This is a genomic window from Pedobacter sp. UBA5917, assembly GCF_002432345.1.
Taxonomy (GTDB): Bacteria; Bacteroidota; Bacteroidia; order Sphingobacteriales; family Sphingobacteriaceae; genus Pedobacter.
This window is the reverse complement of the sequence record NZ_DJDT01000039.1, coordinates 1-3,696: the sequence shown is the minus strand read 5'-3', so window position 1 is coordinate 3,696 and position 3,696 is coordinate 1. Positions and strand designations below refer to the sequence as shown.

Sequence of the window (3,696 nt, the reverse complement as noted above, 5' to 3'; positions counted from 1 at the left end):
CCTGAACTTGTTTCAGGATCTTCCTCGCTATATAGACCCTGATCCCGAAGGTTCGGGACAGGGTGACGATGTGCAAAACCACGTGCGTGAGGAACTACCCGTTAAGACAATCCCTTTTTCTTTTTATAGGTCATCTTTGCTTTTGTACCAGCGCTGTAATTGTAATTTTTTAAGTTACTGGCTTTCTTTTCGTGGAAAGCTGCACCGCGCTCACTTTCTTCATCTTCATCACCGGTTTTCTTTTTCTTAGGTTTAGCCGCTGCATCAACCACTTTTAAATCTTCCGGCAGTTCCATCACTTCAAGTTTTTGCCCAATGGCCTGCTCAATTTTCTTCACCTCGATCAGCTCGATATCTGTAGAAAAAGTAATTGCAACAACTTCTTCCTCACCATGTTTAACGATACGCTGAATTAAGGTTTCTTTTTGCTCAGGCAGTTCTAAGTGTAAGATAATCGGAATTCCCTCAATATTTAAATCTCCAAGGTTTTCGTTCGCAACGATTAAAACCCTTGCATCTGGATTATCTTTAAAGTCTTCAATATCATCATAACCCTTATCATCAAAAAACAACGAACGATAAATACTGATCTCTCCTTCTTTATTATGATTGAAGTTTTTATATACCGTTTGTGCGGTTAACCTTGTGTTTACAAAAACCACTACTTTATCAAAAACCTCGGTATCATTCAGTAATAAGGTAAGCAGGTTCAGTTTGGTACGGAAATTAGGCACCTGATACAACATCTGCGGATAAACTTCGGCTTGTTTTTCGCCTATTTCATCTACTTCAACTGTCGCCGCAGAATCTTTCATGAAAGGGGAAATCATGTGGTTCAGTTTTTCGTGCATTACCTCGGTAAATACCACATGCTGTGATTTATAAGCACTGTTGGCCAACTCTACAACCGGTAGCTGTAAACCCTTTTTCACGATCAATTCGGCATTATCCACTATAAACAACTGGATTTTATTGGTATTCAGTGCCAGTTTTAAATATAAAGCACGTGCCCTATCCGGAACTGCAACAATAATATCGCAGCCATCCGTTATTTCGTTCATCTGTGCGTCAACCGCGCCACGGCTATCGATTCCCAAAATCCTGAAGGTATTGTTGCGGTTCAATAGTTTAAACTGCTCCAATACGTGATCCACATGTTCTGCATCCGGCACTAAAATCAAAGCCCTTGGTGCTTCTTCAAAAGCATACTTCAATTTCATTAAAGTAGCTAAAACATAGGTTGTTGTTTTTCCCGAACCCTCCGGCCCCACCGCTATAACATCCTGACCACCTAAAATACGCGACATGGTTTTGGCCTGGATTTCTTTTGGAGTTAAAAATCCGGCATCCGTCATGGCCGCTACAAGTGGTTTGCTAAGTTTTAATTTATCTAAAGACACAGTTACTTTTTTATTGATTGAAATACAAATATCCTTAAAATAATTAGCTTTTCTGAAATTGAATTTAAAGCCGGCTTAACGATTCCCCCTTAACTAAAGGTATTTGACGTAATGGATCAATTATTTTAAGGGCTAAAATCAGAGTAACAAGCTCATTTAAGCTATCAAATTACGATTATGATAAAAAATAATCAGCTGGAAATGAATAAATTACAAATTTATTAAAAATAAATACTACTAAATCTATAGATATTATATACTTATTTCTATATTTGCTCAACATTAATCATAAAGAAAAACAATGTCGAACAATTAAAACGCTAAAATCATGTCAATCTATTTTCAATATCCCAGTATAGATGAATATCAGGCCCTTACCTATCCTCTAAAACAGGAGAATGATGAGCATGAATATTTAAAAAACGAAGATAGATTAATTAAGGAACAGATTTTAGAATTGAGGGATTATTTGGCATTAAAACAATTATAAAAACATGGCCAGTTGACCGATTGGAAGGTTGGGGTTTCATAAACCCTCTACAATGGTTCGAATCCATTACTAGGCCGCAAAGTGTATCTCATAGCACTTTACCTGATTCTGCTCAATCAGGTAAGATTTGGTTATCTTATATTTGTTTTGTTGTTAGCAAAGGCTATCCGCGAGGGATAGCCTTTAACTTTTCAATCCTACTGTCATTCTGAGCACAGCGAAGAATCTTTTAGTCGAGTACTGTTATTGGCAGTTATTTTTTTGTTTATTTACTTTCACGATTATCATCCTGATCCGATAGCTATCGGATTTATTTTATTAACCGTTTTATTATTTTTAAAGATCTAATAGCTACTTCGTGGTCAGCACTCTTTCTGTAAGATAGACCCTGAAATGAATTCAGGGTGACGACACTGAATTTAGTATAATTCATAAACTTAATTGTAAGGAACCATATTCTTTCCTGATCAATATTTTTTTTATAAATCTCAAAACATTTTATTTTAAACGTGGTTATCTATATAATTCACATTATACTAATCTTTTACAGATTAATTTGTTTGGTTTAAAAAAGGGATTTATGGATATAAATCCCTTTTCTTTTATGCCAATATTTTAAATCATATCTTAGCAAGATCAACATAACAACCCCATTTTAAATGAACCGAAAACATTTTCTTTCCTCATTTATTGCTGCTGCAACAATACTTCCGGCATTTAAAACTTTGGCCAATACGGTAGAAAATGAAAATTCGTCATTTAAAACCCCACCTTATTTAAAACCTGGCGATACCATCGGAGTAACCAGTCCGGCGGGTTATATTACATTGGAGCAGGTACAGCCTTCCATTTTACAGATGCAAAGCTGGGGTTTTAACATCAAAATTGGCGATACCATTGGCAAACGCGATTTTACTTATGGCGGAAATGATGAAGAAAGGTTGATAGATTTCCAGAAAATGCTTGATGATCCCAATATTAAAGCGATTATGTGTGCCCGTGGTGGCTATGGTTTTGTAAGGATTATCGATCAGCTTGATTTCTCTTCTTTTAAAAGAAACCCAAAATGGATTATCGGTTTTAGCGATATTACGGTTTTACATTGCCATTTGGTCAAAAACTATGGCATTGCATCCATTCATTCCAAAATGTGCAACAGCTTTCCCGACGATTGGAGCAAGGCCGAACCCATACAGATTGAAACCATTCTTTCCATCAAAAATGCTTTAATCGGCGAACAGATGGGCTACACCGCTCCTATCAATATCAATAACCGGATAGGAAAAACAGATGGCATTTTAGTTGGTGGTAACCTGAGCATTATCGAAACACTGGCAGGCAGCAACTCTGATCTTGACACCAAAAATAAAATCCTTTTCATCGAAGATACAGGCGAATACCTTTATAGTATTGACAGGATGTTGTGGAATTTAAAGCGTACGGATAAACTGAAGGACCTAAAAGGCTTAATTGTGGGTGGCTTTAAAGTAAAACCTGATGATGCGGGAGAAGAATTCGGTAAAACTGTTTACGAAATCGTTATGGAAAAAGTTAAGGAATACAACTACCCCATCGCCTTTGATTTTCCTGTAGGTCACCAACGGAATAATTTTGCCTTAAAATGTGGTGTAAACCACACATTGATCGTGAATGAAACGGGTACGGTGTTAAGGACGGTTTAGCTTGGTCTACCACCTACCCGATCGTCACCCTGAATTTATTTCAGGGTCTATATAGTTGAGCTAAATAACCCATTAAAGTTTTTTAAGAAACTCGTCATTGCGAGGAGGAACGACGAAGCAATCT

The 3,696-nt window shown here is 36.9% G+C and carries 3 protein-coding genes; 2 read left to right on the top strand and 1 reads right to left on the bottom strand.

All coding sequences use genetic code 11. The annotated features are described in order from the left end of the window. Window positions 1–101 precede the first annotated feature (101 nt). On the bottom strand, window positions 102–1,400 hold the full coding sequence (locus B2V92_RS02630) for a DEAD/DEAH box helicase (RefSeq protein WP_293304586.1): 1,299 nt from the start codon (window positions 1,398–1,400) through the stop codon (window positions 102–104). A gap of 328 nt (window positions 1,401–1,728) precedes the next feature. On the opposite strand from B2V92_RS02630, the gene B2V92_RS02625 reads away from it, so the two are divergent. Beyond that, window positions 1,729–1,890, top strand: a complete 162-nt coding sequence (locus tag B2V92_RS02625; RefSeq protein ID WP_293304585.1) for a hypothetical protein — start codon at window positions 1,729–1,731, stop codon at window positions 1,888–1,890. A 659-nt stretch (window positions 1,891–2,549) separates the two neighbouring features. After that, window positions 2,550–3,572: a S66 peptidase family protein gene (locus B2V92_RS02620; RefSeq protein WP_293304584.1), complete on the top strand. Its 1,023-nt coding sequence runs from the start codon at window positions 2,550–2,552 to the stop codon at window positions 3,570–3,572. The last annotated feature ends 124 nt before the right edge of the window (window positions 3,573–3,696 follow it).